Annotated in this window: 1 protein-coding gene (cut by a window edge); it reads left to right on the forward strand. The window is 68.6% G+C overall.

Annotated elements, in window-relative coordinates; genetic code table 11:
- A protein-coding gene (locus tag G4D83_RS22845) for an Ig-like domain-containing protein (protein WP_163866931.1) crosses the window boundary here: on the forward strand, positions 1-19,866 show its 3' portion. It extends 12,228 nt beyond the left edge of the window; 19,866 of the gene's 32,094 nt are visible here — the last part of the coding sequence; its start codon lies beyond the left edge, outside the window; its stop codon occupies positions 19,864-19,866.
- The last annotated feature ends 43 nt before the right edge of the window (positions 19,867-19,909 follow it).

The raw sequence follows: 19,909 nt of genomic DNA on the forward strand, positions 1-19,909 counted from the left end.
GTCCGGACCCCGGCGGCGCTGGCGGCGGGAGCGGTGGCGCTCGAGGTGCGCAATCCGTCGGGCGGAACACTGATTCGCACCGGCGCCTTCATCTACATGCAGCCGCTGGAGTTGCTCTCCCTCTCTCCTGGACGAGGGCCTTCGTCAGGCGGCTCGAAGGTGGTGCTGACGGGTCGTGGCTTCACGACCACCGGGCTGATGCAGGTCCTGTTCGACGGCACTCCAGCCCTGCGCGTTCGCACGCTGGGGATGGAGCGCATCGAAGCCTTCACTCCCAACGGGCTCCGCGGCGCGGTGGATGTGACGGTGGTTCATCCGAACGGCGCGCGAGACACGTTGCAGGAGGCGTACGTCTTCGACCAGCCCACCGACTCCTCGGTCGCCTTCAAGGGGGGGATTCGGGACATGGTGGCCATCGGTGACCATGTCTACATGGTGGGCGCGGAGGGCCTGCGGATCGTCGACCTCTCCGGCCTCTATCGCCTGGGGAGGCTCGCGGGAACGCCCATCCCGCCCGAGCGACGCAACGAACTCATCGACGAGGACGGCGACCGGGTGGATGACCGCATCGTCGGAGCGTGGAGCTACGCCGGGGGCGAGCTGCTCTCCCTCTCCTACACGTCGGAATGGAATGACCGGCTCTTCGTGGGCGCGGGCGTGTTCTCCGAGCAAGGGACGTACGTCAAGGGTCAGGTGATCGAACTGGACATCTCCCGGCCCGCCGAGCCCCAGGAAGTGACCGTGACGTCCTCCGGAGCGGGGGGCGTGTTCGGTCTGGATGCGCGTGGGGATCGCCTGCTGGCCGCCGCTGGCTCGGCGGGTCTGCGCGGCTTCGATATCACCCACAGGCCCTTCCTCATGAACGTGTTGCCGTCCCCCCTGGGGTCGGAAGGCAGCGGCCCCGAGGTCTCGGCCCTGGCGGCGGAAGACGGGCTCGCGGTCGTGGGCTCCGGACGTTGGACTCCTGGCCACCGCTTCACCGGGGGACGTCTGCACACGGTTCGCGTGGACCGGGCCCCCACACATCAGGATTTCCTGGCGCTCGACGTGCAGCGGGTCCGCTTGCGTCCGGATCACTGGGCGGTGGTGGCTGCTGGTAACGAGGGCCTCGTGTTGGTCGACGTGTCCCAGCCCGGTGACATCCACCGAGGGCCCTCGCTCGGCACCGACGTGCTCAAGGGCTTCGCGTCCGATGTCCGACTGGTGGGAGAGCTCGCGTACGTGGCCGTTGGGGCGGCGGGCGTGGCCGTGGTGGACCTGAGTGACGTGCTGAACCCCCGGCTGTCGCACCACGTCGCGGGGGCCAGCGGAGGCTCCGCCGAGCGGGTGGCCGTGGCGGGTGGACGCGTGGTCAGCGCGCGCGACCGGGGCGCTCATGGCTGGTCCCTGGAGTTCGGCCCGGCGGCCGAGTTGACGCTGGTCTCCGCGAGCGTGAAGGCCGGTGAGATCGTTCCTCGCGATCTGTCGTCACTGTTGCTTACCTTTTCCTCGACGGTGGCTGCCCAGAGCGCTCGTGCCGCGGTGTCGCTGACCGTGAATGGCGAGGAGTGGCTGCGCACGGCATCGCCGCTCGTGGACCTGGAAGCAGGGAGCGAGGCGGAGCCTGTCAGCACGGTCCTCATCCGCTTGCGTCCGGAGTCGCGGCTTCCGCAGGGCGCCAGCTTGCGACTCTCGGTCTCGACGGCGCTCTTGACCCCGGATGCGCGTCATCTGTTGTCGCCCTTCGAGGTGAGCTTCGCGGCGGCCTCCGCCCATGGCCTTCGTCCCGTGCTCGGCCAGGTCGTCCCCCGGGTCGCCTCCACGGAGGGGGACGCCTTCGTTCAGATTCTGGGCGAGAACTTCGCGGAGAAGACCACCGTCCTCATCGGCGGCGTTCCTGCCGAAGTGCAGCTGTCGTTGCCTCATGACCCGACGCGATTGGTGGTCAACGTCCCGCCGGGGCTCCCAGGGCTCGCCGACGTGGTGGTCCTCAATGGCGAACTGGATTCCCAGGGGCAGCTCGTGCCGGGCTCTGGCTCGGGCCTGTGGGATCGGCGCGCGGGGGCCTTCCTCTACAAGGCTCCTCTGTATCTGGCCAAGGCGACGCCTCGGTTCCTCAACCCGAAGGGCAACAGCCAGATGCGAATCACGGGTGACGGCTTCCTGCCAGCCTGGGCCTATGGCGCCCTGGGCGCGCCCAGGGTCTTCGTCGGCGGGCTTGAGTCCGCGTCCGTTTCAGTCGTGTCGACCACCGAGTTGAGCGTGACGGCGCCGCCAGGCTCGTTCGACTCACTCGAGCGCTATGCGAAAATCAAGGTGGTGTCCTCGCTGCCGCGCAACTCGGGCGAGGGCACCAGCGCGGTGTGGGACGAAGAGCACGCTCTCGACCAGGCGGTGACGTATGGCCTGGAACGCGGTGGTGTCGTGGACCCGTTGCCACCGCCGCCCACTCCGGGAGAGGTCGCGGTCAACTCGTTCATGCCGAAGTCACTCGCCGTGGCGTCGGACAATCCCTTGATGCTCTACGCCTCGGCGGGTGCGTCCGTGGGCGGCAACCGCCTGCGGACGGAGTACTCGGGCGTGTACAACCCGTCGGGCCACTTCCTCGACGCGTTCGTCGTGGGGAGCTTCGACGTCCAGCGCGCGGGTGCTCCCATGGCGTCGCTGGAAGCGCGGGCCGAGCCCGACACTTCGCGAGTGGATGTGCTCCAGGCCATCCTGACGGGCTATCTGCCCGCCGAGACTCCGTGGCCCGAGCTGGACCTCACCCCGGACTCGCTCGACGTGGCGACGCGCGGTGGGCAGGTGCTCGTCGCGAATGGTGCGTCGGGCCTGGCCGTGACGCGCTCGACGGGCACTGCCATGGAGGTGCTGGGGCGCGCGAGTTTCGGGACGTGGGGAGAGCCACAGCTCGCCACGCGCCTGCTCCCCACCCAGGTCGGCGGTTGGGTGGCGTTCAACGGCATGACGCCCAATCCTCCGCCAGGGGCTGGCCAGTGCATCCTCTCGGAGCCCGCGGTCGGCACGTCCGGCGTGCTGAGGCTGATGGATACGCGCTATCCGGCAGACCCGTTGCTCGTCGGGAGCATTCCCCTGCAGGACGAGCCGTATGGCATGGCGGTGGGGGCTGGCCGACTCTACGTGGTCACCGGCAACCATGAAGGCGTGCACTACTGCGCCAACCCGCAGGGAACATTTCCTCCGCCGCCCGAGTACTCCCTGGGCGGTGGTGCACGGGGCGGACAGCGCACGACGTATCACTCCGAGGGCGCGGCCCCCCGAGGCGCCCTGGAGATCTACGCGTCCGCGCATCCAGGCGCGGCGCGGGTGAAGCGGCTGGAGTACCCAGCCACCTTCACCGACGTGGTGGTCGTGGGTGACACGGCCATCGTCGCGGCGGCGGAGCTCGGGGTGCTCTTCTTCGATGTCTCCGAGCCGGCGAGCGCGGTGGAGCTGACCGCCCTGCGCATCCCCTTCGACGAAGAGCTCTCCAATACGCCCGGTGAGCCGCAGCGACTGCGACTCCTGGGGGACATGCTTTTCGTGGCCTCGAATCGAGGCGGCGTGGTGTTGGTGGACGTCGCGAACCCGCGCGCGCCCCAGCTCATCAGTGGCGGCAACACCGAGGTGGCCTTCGACACGGCGGTCGCCGGGGACCGTCTGGTGTTGGCGGGCGGTGACCGGCTGACGGAGCTGGTCGTTCCCTTCTCGTTCATCACCGACGTGGTGCCCTCACGCGGGTCCATCATCCCTCCCGATGGGCCGGAGCTGCTCGTCAGGATCAACCGCCCCATCCACGCTCCGAGCGTCCATCCGGGCACGGTCCAGCTCGTGGGCACCGACGGGCTTCCGGCGGTTGGCGCGGACGGACAGCCCGTGGGTGTCACGCTGACGGTGGAGAACGACCTCGACACGCGCCTTCATGGCGTGAAGGTTCGCGTGCAGGGCACGCTGAAGCCCGAGACGTCGTATGTGCTGCGGCTGACGACGGGCGTGACGGACCAGTCTGGCGGGCGCCTGTTGTTGCCCTTCGCCGCCACGTTCCAGACAGGCAAGGCGAACAGCCGTCGGCCGTTGGTGGCCGACCTCGAGCCGCGGAGCCTTCCACGCGCCACGGGTGGGGGCCTGACCCTCCTGGGGACGGGGTTCACGGGCACGGAGCGGGTCATCTTCACGGGCAGCGGGCAGGAGCCGCGCGTGGTGGACTGCTCGGTCGGTGGCTGTGTCGTGGCGGGAGAGGGGACGACGCTGACTCTCACCGCACCCGGCGCGGAACGGTCGGGAGCCGTGGAGGTGAAGGTCGTCCACCCGGGAGGGCCTTCGTCCGAGCTGCACTCCGCGCTGTTCTATCTGGAGACCGCGTCCGAGGCTCAGGCGACCCTGTCTCCAGACCATGGCCCCGTGGCGGGAGGCACGCGGGTCACGATGGTGCTCGACCGAGATGCGCTGATGCCGGGGATGACGGTCCGCGTGGCGGGTGCGCCGGCGGTGGATGTGGACGTCGTCGACCTCCGCACGGTGCGCTTCACGGTGCCACGCGCCAACGAGGCAGGGCTTGCCACCGTCAAGCTGGTCGACGCCGCGCAGGGGCAGGCAGGGGCCGACGGGTGGCCGCTGGCGACCTTCGCCTATGACATGCCATTCCGCATGAACCTGGACCTGCCGGGCTATCCACCCAAGCAGGTGTCAGAGCTGAAGCGGGTGAGTGACACGTTGTTCGTCGGCGTGAGCGGTCCGTCCCACTCGGTGGGGCTGGATATCTTCGACATGACCCTCGAGGAGCGTCCCCTGCGTCTGGGCGGCGTGGCGACGGAGCAGGCGGTGCTGGGTCTGGATGTCAGCGGAAACCTGGCGGTGCTCGCCGAGGGGGCGGGCATCTCCGTGGTGGACGTGTCCGAGCTGAAGCGTCCGTACTTCGTGGGCCGGGCCACCACGGGTGGCCTCGCCACGGGTGTCCGAATCGAGGGAACGCTGGCCTATGTCAGCGTGACGCAGCCAGGAGCGGCCAGCGGGCAGATCCAGGTCTTCGACCTCGCCACTCCGCAACCCGTGTTCCTTCGTGCCGCGCCGCTCTATCCGGAGGACGGCCTCGCGCTCGACCTGGGAGTGGACCGCTTCTATGTCCTCACGTCGAACATCCGTGACGGAGTCGCCAACGGGTTGCGGCTCGGCGTCTACGACCGGGAGGGCGCACGCAAGGGTGGGGTGGTGATCGACGCGGGCCTGCCCCTGGACGCGTTGCTGCGCGCGCGCATCGCGGTGCGCTCGGGCCGCGCCTATGTCTCCGTGGGGACGCGTCTCTACGTCTTCGACGTGTCGCCGCAGCACGAGGCGGAACCCGTGAAGCTCCAGGCCACGGCCCTCGTGGCCGAGGGCACGGGCTTGACGTGGTACGGCGGCAGCCTGCTGGTGGCCACGCGCGACGCGAACGAGACGATTGTCGAGGTCTCGCCCACGGAGCTGCTCGCGGTGGGACACTTCCCCGCGCAGGGTGCGGTGGCGGCCGTGGATTCGCGGATCCACATCGACTTCAACATGCACGTCGATGAGAGCTCGCTCCAGGCCGCGAGCTTCGTGGTGAAGGCGTTCTCGGGGGCCCATCCGGCCCCCACGGGTCGCACGGTGAGTGGCGAGAGCGAGGTCATCTTCTCCGGCACGCGAGGTTCGTATCTCCTCTTCACGCCGGATTCGAGCTTCGCGCCAGGAGAGCGGATTGAGGTCTCGCTCGCCGCCCATGGCATCAAGTCGCTGCTGTTGGAGTCGGGGGTGACGCGCTCCCTGGCGAGCCCTGTCGCCTTCGGGTTCCAGGTGGACTCAGGAGGCCGCCCACAGCCGGTCATCTCCAAGGTGGTGCCCGCCAGCGGGCTGTTGACGGAGACGACGACGGTCCGCATCGAGGGGACGGGTTTCGGTGGAACCGGACGGGTCGTCTCCATCGGGGGGAAGCCCATCACTGGCGCGGGCAATGTCGTGTGGACCGCTGGCGCGCTGGAGGCGCTCACCGTGAAGGTTCCGCCCGCTTCGGTCGCGGGGCCGGCGGCGGTGCAGGTCGGCTATCCCGAGGGCGCGGTTGCCACGCGACTGGGAGGCTTCGTCTATCGCGAGCCGCTCACGCTGGGGGCGCCCACGCCGGACCATGCCGGTCAGTCGGGAGGCGTCGAGGTGGCCTTCACTGGGAGGGGCTTCATGCCGGGGATGGGCATCCTCTTCGGTGACAGTCCCTCGCTCGATGTCCGGGTTCACTCTTCCGTGCGCGTCACCGCCGTGGCGCCGCCGCACGCGGCTGGACTCGTGGAGGTCAGGGCCCAGCTCCAGACGCCGACCCATTCAGGCGGCACACAATCGCACTCCGCCGTCAGCCCACGCCCCTTCCTGTATGGCGCGGGTGCGGTCGCGCGCCTTGAGACACCTCCGTTGCGCCACGTCGTCGTGGACCGGGGCGTCGTGTATGCGTCCATCGGCGGTGAGGTCGAGGTGACAGGCCCTCAGGGCGTTGCCGTGGCCGGCGGTGGTGAGCGAGCACAGGCACAGGGCGGGTTGTTCATCGCGGACCCCTCGGAGCCGACGGCCGTCCGACAGGTGGCGCGTCTCATGTTCTCGGACAGTTCGAGGTCGGGGGCGTATCAGCTCGTGAAGGCGGGCTCGTTGCTCTACGTCGCCGCGGGGACGGGTGGCCTGAAGGTCGTGGACGTGACGCGGCCTTCCACGCCGTCGTTGAGGTACACGCTGGCTGGCACGGGAACGACCGTGGGCGTCGCGGTGGGGGGCGAGATGCTCTTCGCCGCGGACTCCTCGGGCGTTCGTGCCTACCGCACGACGGAGGCCGAGCAGCCTCGGCTGACCCAGCAGAGGCTCATCCCGGGAGGGGTGACGGCGCTTGCCCTGCATGGTGACTACCTGCTCGCCGCGGCCGAAGGCGCTGATGGAGCGCGGCTGCTCGTGCTGGATGCGCGCAGGGGAGATCTGGCGAAGGTGAGCGAGCTGCCATTGCTGGGACCCGCGAGCCACATCACGACCGAGGGAGCTCGCGCCTTCGTGTCGCTCGGAGAGAAGGCCCGGGTGGCCATCGTCGACCTGTCGACTCCCGCGCGGCCTTCAATGGCGGGGGCATTGTTGCTCGAGGACGTGATGAACAGCGGGCGGGTGTCCGCGGAGCAGACGCGAGTGGCCGCCGGAATCGCCTACGTCGCCGCGGGCGGAGGCAAGGTGCAGCGCTTCCGCGTGCCCCTGGCAGGCTCTCCGACGAAGCTCTCACACGCGCTGGTCCACGGCGATGCCAGCACGCTGGCGATGATGGACCGCCACCTCCTGGTGGGGACGCTCGTCCTCGACAAGGCAGGCCGGGCGGTGGAGCTGCCCATCCAGCCTCCCGAGGATGGCTCGGGAGCACTCGCCGGGACGATTGCCTCGGTGAAGCTGGACCACATCGAGCTGCGCGGCACCATTCCCTCCGAGGGCGAGGTGGTGCCCGTGGGAATCTCGCCGACGGTGCTTCTGTCGGAGCTGCCGAGCGCCGCCACCCTTTCGGAGGTCCGCCTGGAGACCCTGGGTGGACAGCCCGTGGCCGGCACTGTCGAGGCTCGCTCCGACGAGGGCGGGGCTCGCGCGGTGTTCGACCCCGCGACGAACCTTCAGGTGGCGGCGCACTACGTCCTCAAGGTGGGCAGTGGACTCGCCGATGTTCAGGGAGGGGTGCTGGGGACGGACGCGGAGGTCCGGTTCCAGACCGCGTCACAGGCCTCGGTTGAAAGGCCGACGCTGGCCGAGGTCACGCCCGGCTACGGCCTGACGTCGGGGGGTGAGACGGTGGATCTCTTCGGTACGGGCTTCAAGGAGGGTTGCAAGGTTCGTATCGGTGGACAGCTCGCGGGGGCCACGGCGGCGGGGAGCTGCGTGGTGTCCGATGCCGGAACGCGAATCACCGTCACCGCGCCGCCTGGAGTCGTTGGCGCCGCCTCGGTTGAAGTCGTCAACTTGGACGGCCTTGGCGTGTCCCGACTTGGGGCGTACCGCTATCTGGTGGCGCCGAGGATTTCGAGCGTGGTGCCGAGCTTCGCGGAGACGATGAGCCGCGAGCAGATTCGCATCCACGGTGAGGGGTTCTACGCGGGCTCTCGCGTGACGTTCTCCGGCATCCCCGCCCGCGCCACCTCGGTGGATGTGTCGGGCACCCTGACGGCGACGCTGCCCGACGGGATTGTGGGACCCGTCGATGTGCGAGTCGAAACGCCGACAGCGGGGGGCTCCGTGTCGAGCCAGCTCCTGGGTGGGTTTACCTTCACGCTGGCCCGACGCGAGGAAATGGAGGGCGGCGGCCCCGCGAGCGCGCTCGTGGGTGGCACCCTGCTTCAGGCTCGCGCGGGTGAGTTGGTCGCCGTCGACCTGTCGACGTCGGGCAACAAGCTGGAGCTGGGGCGTGTCCCGGGTGTGAGTGGTGCCACGGCGCTGGTTGTCGCCGGAAGCCATGCCGTGTTGCTGGGTGAGCGCGAAGTGGTGCGCTACGCGCTGGGGAGCTGTGGCAGTGGGCCTGGTGTGGGTTGCAGCCCCGTGGAGGTCGACCGCGTGCCGCTGGTGGCGGGACAGTCGCTGTCCTCGGTGGCGGCGACGCCGGACGCGACGACGGTCGCGGTGTCGGGTGGCAGTGAGCTGGTGGTGCTGACGATGCTGCGAGACGCGGGGCAGGCGCGAGACCGGCTCATGGTGGTGGCACAGCACTCCGTGGCACCGGCGCGCATCGCCGGGCTGGGTGTCGTGGGCTCCTCGCTCGTGCTCTTGCTGGAGGAACAGCAGGTCTCGCGGCTCGAACTCCGGAGCTTGGACGATGGCGCGCTGCATCTGCTGAGTGAGGTGCAGGGGCTCCCGGGTACGGCACATGACCTGGTGGTGGATGGCAGTCGGGTCGCCGTGGCGACGGGTGCGTCCGCGCATCTCCTGGAGGTGATGGACCCGACGGCGCCGAGGCGTCTTGGCTCCTGGACCGCCCAGGGAGGCGTGGGAACGCAGCCGCGCTCCCTGGCGCTGGCCGGGCCCTGGCTGTTGGCCGTGGGCACCGAGCGCGCCTCGTGGGTTGACACCACGGCGTCGGCGCCGTTCGTGGAGCGGACCTTCTTCCTCCACGCCGCGTCCACATCGCCGAAGGCCCTGCTCGGAGATGGCCTCGCACTGGTGAGCCAGTCTTCCGGTACCCAGCTCTTCGACACGTTGCCGTACCCGACGGTGTGGCGCACGTCGCCGCGTCCGGGCGAGGAGCTACCGCTCGGGGCTCCGGTGACGGTGTCCTTCGCGAGCGAGCTGCCGCTTACCGTGGCCTCGGGCTCGACGCTCGAAATCTTGGAGGGGGAGACCGTCGTCCCGGCGTCGTCCGTGTCGCGCTCGGGGTCGACTCTGCGCTTCCTGCCGCAGGGCGAGCTGACCCCGGGCCGTGTCTACGCGGCGCGTGTCGGGCTCAAGCCGACGTCGTTCATGGGCGGCAATCTGCGTGGCACCTGGAACTTCGAGCTGCGCAGTGGGGCACTGGCTCCGGGTGTTTCCGTCAGCGAGCTCGTGCCAGCTCAGGGTCCGGTCGCGGGTGGCACCGTCGTGACGTTGTCGGGAGCGGGCTTCGCTCCGGGAACACAGGTGTTCTTCGGTGCCACGCTCGCGACGGATGACCCGACGCACGAGGCTTCGTCCTCGGAGCTGCGGGTCCTGACTCCGCCCACGGCGCATGCGGGCCCTGTCCGCGTGCGCGTCGTGAGTGGCGCGGGGACCGCGGACGTGCCGGGAGGCTTCGTCTACACGGCGCCGTTCGCCGTCTCGGAGGTCGTTCCGTCGAAGGTCGACTTCGGGGGCCAGTGGGTGTCGTTGCTGGGCACCGGCTTCACGCGCGGTCTCGAGGTCCGCTTCACGGAGCATGGAGCCCGGGCGCGGTTGATGAACTTCGCGACGGGCCGTGTGGACGTGCTCGTTCCTCCGGGAGGCGAAGGCTGGGTGCCGCTGTTCCTCTCGCAGTCGGGGGCCAGCCTGACGTTGACTCAGTCGCTCCACCGAGGGGACCTGCGGCCGCCGACACAGCAGCCGACGTATGCACCAGCGGGCGCCGTCGCCAGCGACGAGAAGGTGTTCAGCGCGACGTTCGACGAGCCCGTGCGCCTGGGGACGGGGATGGATGCGCCGACGACGGCTGTCTTGACGGACCTCGCGACAGGGCTCGCCATGCCTGGAACCGTGAGCGTTTCGGGCGCGATGGTGGTGTTCACGCGACCGCCAGGGGCCGCGGACCTTCCTTCGGTCCGCACCTACAGGCTGACGCTCTCGAACATCTATGACCTCGCGGGCAATCAGAGACCGGCGCCAGCGCCCCATGACTTCGTGGCGGAAGACACCGTGGACCCCACGGTGTCGCTGGCCTTCGCGGGACGGAACGAGCCCGTGGGCAATGCCATGCTTGGCGTGGGTACCGAGTACGCCTTCGTCGTGAAGGCGACGGACGACAGCAACCATCTGGCGAAGGTCGAGCTCCTCGTGGACGGGGTGCCGCTTTCGGTCTCGAATGCCGCGACACACGAGTTCCGTCACGTGTGGCGGGCCGTTCCCCCGGGGGGAACCTCCAGCCTGTTGGCCAGGGTGACGGATGGTGGTGGCAACGTCGGCACGTTGTCGGCGACCGTGAACCTGACCAGCGACCGGTTGCCGTCGGTCCGCTTCACGCAGCCGGGGCAGGCGAGTGTCAGCCTCAAGGAGGGCGCGTCGCTGGCCCTGCAAGTGAGTGCGGACGATGCCGAGGAACTCCGGGCCATCGAGCTGAGCCTCGACGGCGTGCCGCTCCGGCGCATCACCATCGCCGCGAAGACGCAGGAGATTCTGGAGGAGACGCTCTCGTTGACCCTGGCGGGTGACGTGTCGGAGCTCCACGAGCTTGTCGCCGTGGCGGTCGATTCACGAGGCCAGACGTCGCCTCCGACGCTGCTGCAGGTGATGGTTGAGCGCGACGTCACCCGTCCGACCGTCTCGTGGCGGATGCCGTCGCAGGGCGCGAGGATGACCTCGGGGGCTGCGATGGATCTCCGGGTCGCCGTCGCCGATGACACCCGTGTCGTCACCACCGTCTTCCAACAGCGGGTGGGCGCCGGGATGCTGAAGGAGCTTGCTTCCTTCCAGGGGCTCCCCGAGCCGTTGCGGTGGGTAGCGCCCACTGTTCACGAGGACACCCAGGTCAAGCTCCGGGTCGTCGCGCGGGACGGTCGTGGCAATGAAGGCGAAGCCTTGCTCGACGTCACGGTGGTTCCCGCGGCCCCGGGCGCCGCGAAGCCGTACGTGTCATTGCTCGAGCCGACGAGGGACCGGGGAGATCTGATCGAAGGAAGGACCGTGGAGGTCGTCGTCGACGTGGTCTCACCGGCGGGTGTGGCCTCGGTCACGTTGGGCGTCGACACCCAGCGCGTGACGCTGACACATGCTCCCTGGCGCCATGTGTTCAAGCTCCCACTGCTCGTGGGAGAGCAGCCGTACCGGATCCCCGTCCATGCGAGCGCGACGGACGTGAACGGGCTGCAAAGCGAACCGCTCGCGCAGTTCTTCTGGCTCGTGAGCGATTGGGAGCTGCCGACCCCCGAGCTCCTTGTCTCGACGAGACCGGAGGGCCCGGTCTGGCTGGGTGGCTCCACCCTGCGAGTGGACGACACGGAGGCCGCGCTGACCTCCACCGCCTCGCTGCGGGTGGCGGGGGCCTCCATCCTCGCGACGCAAGAGGGCGCCTTCCGATTGCCCTTGGGCGAAGAGGCCGCGCCGGTGATTGCCACGGTGGGGGCATTGGAGACGGGCTCGCAGCGGTTCGCGGCGACGAAGCAGGGGACACTGGCGGTCTTCGCTCGCGGTGCGGAAAGCGTGAAGCCAGAGGTCGGGGCGCCGGTGGTCGGTGTGGCGGCGCGAAGCGATGTCTGGGCCGTCCTGCGTGATGACCTCGCGGGAGAGAGCGTCGTCGAACTTCGCGCTCGTGGAAGCTTCGAGGTCCTGGGGACGCGGAAGCTGAAGGGGCGCGCGATTGGATTGGCCTTCGTGGAGGACCGGCTCGCGGTGGTGTTGGAGCGAGTGGGCTCGGGCGTCCTCGAGCTGTTGTCCTTGCCTGACCTGGTCACGACGACGGTGTCGCTGCGCCGTCCTCCGACCGCGGTGGCCTCCTCGCGAGGTGCCTGGCTTCTGGTGGGCACGGATGAGGGGCTGGAGGTGCGGACGGCGGCGGGTGCGCTCATGGGGCGTCTGTCAGGGGGCCCCGTCAAGGCGCTCGCGGCGAATGCGGAGCGGGGCTGGGTGCTGGAGACGGGGCGGTTGAAGTCCGTGGACCTCTCGGTTCCGCACGCTCCCAAGGCGCGGCTTTCGGAGTCTATCGAAGGGGCGTCCTTCGTCGCGGCCGTGGCACCGGACCGTGCATGCGTGGTCGGAGTTCGCACCGGAGCGGGCTTTGTCCGCTGCTACGAGGACGCTGACGGTGCCCTCGCGCGCCTGGGGGCCACGGACGCTCGGTTCGAGGTGCCCGCGCAGTCCGCCTCGGTCTTGGGGCCGTGGCTTGTCCTGGGCACGGCGCAGGGGCTTCTCGTCCATGACGCAAGGTCGGAGCCTCGCGCGGCCATGGATTATCCGTTCAGCGTCGGTGAGTTCCCCGCGCTCGAGGGCATGGCCGCCGCTGGGGCCGCGGACCTCTACGCGGCGAATGCTCGCGGAGTGTCACGCTTGCCGCTGGGCCGTGGTCCGGGAGTGCCCGCGGTGTCCTTGGTGGCGCCGGAGACGGGTGTGAAGGGTGCTCGGGTGGCGTTGGCCGCGACGGTGAATGATGGCGTGGACGCCTTCCAGTCCTATGTGGCGGAGCTGAAGGTGAACGGTCGGACCGTGGAGGTGCTCGACGGACAGGTGCCTGATTCGGTGGACCTGCCCCTGACGGGAGCCACGGCGCGTCTTGAGCTGTGGGTGCATGACCAGGCCGGCAACTCCGTCAAGGCGGAGGACACCGTCAACCTGACCGAGCCCACCTCGGGGCCTGAGTTCATTTCGCTCCAGGCCCGGCCTTCCGTGTTGGAGGGCGCGCGCCTGGAAGTGGTGCCTGTGTTCGTCGACCCGGCGCGGGTGAAGTTCGTCACGGTGGAGCTGCGGGACGGAGCCACGGTGCTGGACTCCGTCACGGTGAGCGCTCCGTCGTTGAAGGCGGTGCTGTCCGTTCCCGTGCTCGGCATCACCGAGGAGTATGGTCGCGCGGTGACGCTGGAGGCCGTCGCCTCCGATGGGACGCGCCAGGCCATCTCCGCGCCCGTGGTCGTGCGCATCCTGCCGAACAGCCTGCCTTCGGGGCGTCCGTTCTCGCTGCAGGCCGTGTCGGCGCAGGTCGTCGAGGGGCAGGCCCTCTCGGTGTCAGCGCACTTCCCCGGCGAGGTGCCTCCGGGCTTCCCGTACACGTTGAGTTTCTCCGTCGGCCTGACGGAGGAGGCCGCCGTTGAGCAGCGCGTCCTCGTTTCGCCCGAGGCGTTCACGATGCTCAGGATGCCCTGGCTGCCGGAGGGGGTGACGAGTGCCCCCATGCGAATCATCGCCTGGCTGATCGACGATGAAGGACGTGAGTCGGTGGCGTGGACCCAGGTCACGGTGGCGGCTGACTCGGCGTCCCCGAGCATCACCCGGTTCGACGTGGAGCCGACTGGCTCGGTGGTGGCCGCGGGCTCCACGGTCGCCGCGACGCTGGAGGTGAGCGATGACTCGCGGAACGTGGCGGAGCTGGGCCTGCGCGTGAGGCTGGGCGAGACCGTCGTGGCGACGGGTGGTGGTTCCGTGAGCTATGCGGTTCCGGCTCGGACGCCTGCTGGGACCGTGCTGCGAATCGAGGCCTGGGCGACGGATGCTCGGGGTCATCTGAAGGAAGTCTTCCAGCAGCGAGAGGTGACCGCGCCCGTCGTGGGCCCGGAGGCCATCGTGTACGGGGGGCTCTTCGCGGGGGCGCGTGACGTCACGGTGCTGGGCGACGTGGTGGCTGTCGCGACCGGGAAGGGCGTCTCACTGGGGCGGCTGGTCCACTCCGGAACCAACGCTTCCGTCACGCCACTGGGGACGGTGCGAGTCGAGGGGACGCCCCGGGAGCTGGCTGTCCTGGGGCAGCACGTGCTCGTGGCGGTCGAGCAGGGGACGGTCTTCGCACTGGATGTCTCCCGGCCCGAGCTGCCGCGAGTCGTGGGCTGGTCCGATACGAATGATGTCACGTCGCTCAAGGCGGCGAGTCGAGCCTTCGCGGTGAGGGGCGATGCACGCCTTTTCGAACTGGACCTGTCGAGTCCCGAGGTGCCGAGCTTCGTCCATTACGTCAACCGGCCCGCCATGGCGGGGGCCGCGCCGTTGCTGGCGGTGACCGGTGAGCGGATGTTCCATGCCTCGGGCTCGTGGCTCCAGGCCACCCAGGTGAGCGTGACGCCTCCGGCTGACTATGTCGCCGCGCTCGCCGCGCAGTTCGCGGGACGACCTCTCGTCGTCGACGTGGAGGGGAGCACTGTCGTGGTGGGGACGGACGTGGGGGTTCATGTCGCCGCGCTCGAGACCTCGAGCCTCACCGCGCAAGGGAGCGTGATGCTGGGAGTGGGCGCGCGAGCCCTGGCGGTGAGCCAGGGGCGTGCCTATGTGGTGGGGACCGACGGCATCCTGCGCGTGGTGGACGTCCGCGAGCCTCATGCGCCTCGCGTTGTGGGGCGTGAACCTCTCGCGGCCCATGCGCTTCGCGTCTCCGGGGGGCTGTTGTTGGCCGCCACGGACTCCGGGCTCGTCTTGAAGTCGTTGGTGAACGTCGCCGACGTGGCGACCGCTGCCACCCCGGGAGCGTGGGCCACGACCGACGCTGTCGTGGGCCTGACGCCGGCCCGTCGGGGTGTCATCGTGGCTGCTGGCCTGGATGGCGCCTCACTGGTGGACGTCGGCCTTCCGTACCGTCCGGCGCGGCAGCAGGCCGTGTCGAGCCGGACCGCGGTGCGACAGGTGGAGCAGCTGGGGACGGACACCTTCCTCCTGAATGCGAGCGCGCTGTCCGTGCTGACGCAGCGGACCTCGGATGGCCTGTACTTCGCGGACAGCTCGCGGGATTCACGGCTGGCGACGTTGGGTGTCGTGGACCGGTTCCACGTCAGGCCGGGCCGGCTGTGGTCGGTGGGGGCGGGCATCGTCTCGACGGCGGCGCTTCCCGGGGTTCTGACCGTCAAGCAACTCGACCTGCAGGGGTCGGTGTTGGACGTGGCCGGAGACGAGCGTCGGGCGGTCGTGGCTCGGGGGGCCGCGGGCTTGACGGTGGTCGAGGTGGACCGGACCGGCGAGCTGTTCCGTCGCGCGAGCCTGACGACCGAGGCCATCCACGCCGTGGCGCTGGACGGTGACCTCATGCTTGCTGGTGGCACCACCGGGTTCCGTGTCTACACGCTGAACAGCGCGGGAGGGTTGGTGTCGCGAGGAGCGGCGGGGACGCAGTCGCCCATTCGCCGCCTCCGGATGACGGGACGTCTGGCGGTCGTCACGACCGAGCAGGATGTGCAGCTCTGGGATGTCGAGCCTGTTTCGCCCGTGTTGCTGGCGAGGCATGCCGCGCCGGATGCCCGGGACGCGGTGGTCGCGGGCGAGAGCGTGGTGGTGGCGCAAGGCCACGATGGATTGCGAGTCTTCGCCGCGCCCGCCATCCTGCCAGCTCCCATCGCGGAGTGGGTGCGGCCGGTGGAGCCGCTCGTCACGGCGCCTGGCGAGCTCGTGACTTTCGAGGCGAGGACGTCTGGCGCGAAGGTGGACGATGCCGAGCTCCTGGTGAACGGCCAGCATTGGGCGCGGATCGAGCCCGGGGTCTCCTCCACGGGCCAGTGGAGGGTGCCGTCGTCTTCAGCGCAGGGCACGGAGTGGACGCTTCAGGTTCGCGCCCGGGGTGTCGGTGGAATGACAGGCGTCTCCGAGCGCCGCGTTGTCCGCGCGGGAGTGTCTCCCTCCGAGGAGCCGCTCGCGATGGCGATTGAACGCCCCTGGGATGACACCCCGTATCGTTCGGGAGAGCCCATCAGGGTCTCCACGAGGATCTGGGGCGGACATCCGCCGTATACCGTCAGCGCGAGCGTGAATGACCTGGTCCTGGGTCTGCTCACGCCCGTCCCAGGTTCAGGAGGTCGGTACGAAGGCTCGATGCGCATGCCGCCGCAGCTCCAGGGTGGGGCGACCCTGCACATCGACGTCCTGGACAGCTCGGGTCAGTCGCTGCGCCAGTCGAGGTTCATCCAGGCGGAGCGCACCACGGGCGTTCCCGGCGAACTGCAGGGGGTGCCGGAGCGCTTGTTCGTGGCTCCCGTGAAGAATCGCATCCATCTGTCCGCGGTGGATGATGGACCGAACGTTCTCCGGCTCTACGTTGACGGGGTCGTCGTCGCGAGCAACTACCATCAGTGGGGTGGCAGCCCGAACGAGTTGGACTGCGAGCTGGAAATTCCCACGAAGCTGCCGGGCGACACCGTGTGGCTGCGGGTCGTCGTCGAGGACACCCTGGGGCAAAAGCTGGACACCGGGGAGCTGAGGTATGTCCTCAACCCCCTCGTGGCCATCCCGACGATCGACGTCTTCGATGCCCAGAGCGGCATCATGGAGGGAACAGCGACCTCCATTCATGTCGAGGCCTCCGATGTCGATGGAGACCTGGAGCGCGTGAGTGTCTGGGCCATCTATGGCGCGACCTACATTGATCGCGTGCGAATCGAGGGAGGCTCGGCCCCCGCGCACATCATGGAGGTCCAAGGCGATGTGCTCGACGCGTCGTTCACGGTGCCGCTCTTGTCGGACCCTCGAATGGCGGATCAGGACGAGCTGGTGCTGATGGCGGTGGGGACGGACCTGTCAGGCCATGAGGTGCGGCGGTACATCCAGATCTTCGTCCAAGAGGACAGGCCACCAGACATCTACGTCGATCCCAAGGGGTGGTCCCTGCCCCTGGCGGCGGGATATCCGGTTGAAATCGTCGCCTACGCGGACGACTTGTCTGGAATCGCTGGGATGACGATGGTCGCGACCCTGCCAGATGGGACCTCCACCGGGGGGACCGTGACCTGTCCGTCTCCGACCAGCTGCGTGGGGACGGTGGGGCCGCTGGTGCTCACGCAAGGAGAACTCGTCGTGAGTGTGCTGGCGACGGATGTGGGCGGCAGGATTGCCACGGAGACGAGATCCTATTCGGTCGGGGTCAATGCTCCGCCCAGGCTCGAGGCTCGCCCGTGGCCGAGCTATGGCGTCGTGGGGCGCCCCATGCGGGTCGATGCCACGGCGTTCGACGAGCGGGCGCTCGGCTCGATGAACATCCTGGCCAATGGGGTCTCCTTCGCGGGGACAGGTGCGCAGGAGGTGTCCCCGGGAGGGCTCTTCTTGACGGGCTCGTACACGCCCGCCACGGCGGGAGCTGTGTCGTTCGCGGCGACAGCGACGGATTCCCTGGGACTGGTTGGAACCTCGCCCTCCGTGGAACTGCCCGTGTTCCCCACGGGGGCAGGGGAATCCTGTGGCAGAGCCGTTGTGATGCCCATGGGGTCGTACTTCTACCCGACGGGTGTCCAGGTGAATCCGTCCTTCACGAACCCTTGCACGGGTGCGCCATTCTTTGGCACGGGGTCGTGGCATTCGCTTCCATTCGATGGGCCCGTCGAGACCCTCGTCCTGGAGTCCACGAATCGTCTACCGACCCTGTTCGTCCAGGACATGACGGGGATGGAAGGATGCACGCCGGTGACTGGCGCGGTGACGTGCCGGTTCTCTTCGGCAAGCTATGAACTCACGACGGGGCCGCTATCGAGAGACGCGAAGGTCTTCATTCCCCAGATGCCCTTCAACCAGGGGATCAGGATTCGCTCCGCGAAGCTGGGGATTGGGGCCTTGTGTGTTCCGTCTTCGGAGGCGTTCACGTGCGCCCGTGGCACGTGCCAGTCCGAGGGCACGCCGGAATCGCCGGAGTATCGCTGCCAGAGCAGGCAGTGCGATGACGGGGTGAACAATGGGGATGGAGATGACGTCGCGGACTATCCGAACGACCCGGGCTGTGACTCACCGGAAGATGATGATGAGACAGACGTGGGGCCTCTGCCCGAGTGCTCCGACGATGTGGACAACGATGGGGACGGGCGCAAGGACTGGCCCGAGGATCCCGGCTGCGGAAGCGCCGCGGGTGAGTCCGAGAATGGGGCGGGAGAGACCTGTTCCGAGCCGATTGACCTGATGACAGCCATGGAGGAGAGCACGACTCAGGCCGTGCTCACGTTCGACTTCGGAGTGGCCTCGGACGATGAGTCGTTGGTTTGTTCGTCGCCAGGTGTTGCGCTGGGGGACCGCGTCATTGGCATCCTCATGCCTGGACCGGGCTCCATTACCCTCTCGGGCGATGCGCAGGTCCTCGGATTGTCATTGCGGAGCGCTTGCGCCAACTCGACTCGGGACGCGTCATGTCAGGCGCGGCAGGCTGGCGAGACCCGCGCTGTCTCCACGGGCTTGTGGGTGGACCAGCGGGGGCCGATCTACGCCGTGGTCGAGGGCGCGGGGGTGGGCCAGGTTGAGATCAGCGGATTCCTGGACACGGATGCCACCTGCGATCCTTCTCAGCCGTGGTTTCCGTGTCGCGAAGGGCAGGGGTGTTTTCCTCAGGTGGACCCGGGTGGAGCGGTGTCCTCGTCGGAGTTCCAGTGTCGATCGCCCCGATGCGGCAATGGTGAAGATGACGATGGGGACGGACAGTCCGACTTCCCCAATGACCCAGGATGCGTGGACCCGTCTGACGACGACGAGACGGATCCCGTTCCGGCGCCGGCCTGTGGTGACGCGTTGGACAACGAGCCCGAGGGATTCAAGGACGGCCAGATCGACTTTGGTCAGTCGTGGGACCCGACGGTGGATCCGTCGTGCATGAGCGCGGCGGATGACGACGAGTTCTACTGCGGCGAGGTGCTCACCACCGCGAACCTGCCCCTGTCCTCGCTGGTCATTCAGGGACGACTGCTCGAGTCAGGCAAGTACGTGAGCACCTGCGTGTCGAGGTCCGTCGCACATGCCAACGCCTATGACTTCATTGCTCCCATGCCGGGGGCCTACCGGTTCCGGGTTGAAAGCGCTGCCACTGCATACCTTTCCCTCCGGAGAGGAACGTGCAGAGGGGAGGGCTTCGCGTCGTGTCAGTCCACGGCGGAAGGTGGATCCGCCGAGTATGTGGTATCCCTCGCCGCTCACGAACATGTCGTGGTCGTCATCGATAGCAGGGAGGCCGCTGACTTTGCATTGAGGGTCGACATGCCCTTCCAGTGCGGCAATGGGGTTGATGATGACGCCGACGGACTCATCGACTACCCCCATGAGCCAGGGTGTGAGTCCCCAATGGACGCGGATGAGGAGGACCCTTCCGTGCCGCCGACATGTTCCGATGCCGTCGACAATGATGGGGATGGGCGTGTCGACTACCCCGCCGATCCAGAATGTGTGTCGGCGTCGGGGATGACGGAGCGTGCGAACTGCCAGGGGATCGAAGGCACCGTGCTGACCGATCCGTTGCCGATCTGGACGACGGCGAACACGTCGGGTGTGAGTCGCATCGACCACGACGCCTGTGGGTTTGGATCGACGGGCCCGGAGAAGGTGTATTTCTGGGTGGCGCCTGAGGCGGGCACGTACCGGATTGATACGGCGGGCTCCAGCATCGGGACCGTGCTCGCGGTCTACCCAGCGTCATGCCGTCCTGAACAGGCCAAGGTGTGTGACGGGACTCCGGCGAACAGCGACTACCCGACGCGGGTCGAGGTTGAGCTGTCGGAGGGTGAAGCCATCAACATCGTCGTGGATGGCCTGTCCTCGGAGGACGTGGGCAGCATCCGCCTCAGCGTTCGTCGCCTGTGAAGTCGACGGGGTTACCGGTGGCCCTGAAGCAGTCTGAGAGAGA

Source organism: Myxococcus eversor (genome assembly GCF_010894455.1).
GTDB classification, from domain to species: Bacteria; Myxococcota; Myxococcia; order Myxococcales; family Myxococcaceae; genus Myxococcus; species Myxococcus eversor.